Genomic DNA, 1,060 nt, shown 5'->3' with positions numbered 1-1,060 from the left:
CGGCCAGGACCTGGGTGCGGATGGCGACCTCGGGCGGCACGGCGAGGCCGGCGAAGGGGGACGTGTCGGGGAAGGTGGCCAGGGGCTGCGGCTTCTCCCAGGACAGCGAGCCGCCGAGCTGCCGCTCCCCGGCCCGCAGCGTGACCGGCAGCAGCGGGTCCGGATGCTCCGCCATGCGCGGCCCGGCGAAGCGCAGCAGCAGTCCGCCCTCCTCCACGAAGCGGGTGACGGCCTGGATCTCCCGCGCCTCGGTCAGCGGATAGTCGGCCAGGACCAGCACCGCCAGCTTGCGGGACAGCAGCGTTTCCAGCGAGCCGCGCCGCACCTCCACGAAGGGCTGCAGGGCGCGTTCCAGGTAGAAGAGCGAGCCGGTCAGCGGCGTGTCGGCGGCGCCGTCCCCGGCCAGCAGGCCGACGGGGCGGCGGCGGAAGCGCTCGTCCAGCAGCACGGAGCCGGCGGCCCCGGTCTCGCCCTCCAGTTCCAGTCGCACCACCTGCTCGCGGATCTCCAGCGGCAGTTCCAGCGCGCCCTCGGCGCTGCCGGCACCCGCCGGGATGGCGATGGTGGCACGGGCCAGGGTGCGGCCATCGGCGGTGCGCGCCAGCACCGCCGCCTCGCCCGGCGTGGCCGAGGGGGTCTGGCGGACGGTCAGGCGCAGCCGGTCGGCCTCCGCCACCGGCGGCGGCAGGATGCGGAGGGGCAGGGCCGGGTCGCGCCCCGCCACGGTCAGCGGCCCCATCTCCGACAGCGTGGTGGCCAGCACCGAATCCCCGCTGGCATGGGTCAGCCCGTCGGTGATGAAGAGCGAGGCGGCCTGCCCGCCATTCGCCTGCCGCCAGGAGGCCAGGGCCGTGGCGGCGGCGGCGCGGTCCGGCGCCCAGGGCAGCGGCCGCAGCGCGGCGAGGCGGGTCGCGGCCTCCGGCGCCGGCAGGGGCGGCGTGGGCGCGGGCATCTGCCCATCCGGCGCGGGCGCCGTGGCCAGCAGGGAGACCGGCCGGCCGTCGCGTCCCGCCGCCTCCACCGCGGCGCGGGCGGTGGCCATGCGCTGCGGCCAGTCGGC

General features: G+C 78.1%; 1 pseudogene. It reads right to left on the bottom strand.

From position 1 onward, the window contains the following. Positions 1 to 1,060: pseudogene (locus ROTAS13_RS24895) on the bottom strand (hypothetical protein); the annotation flags it as partial.

It is taken from the genome of Roseomonas sp. TAS13 (assembly GCF_001950415.1).
Classification (GTDB): Bacteria; Pseudomonadota; Alphaproteobacteria; order Acetobacterales; family Acetobacteraceae; genus Roseomonas; species Roseomonas mucosa.
This window is presented reverse-complemented; position numbering and strand designations above follow the sequence as displayed.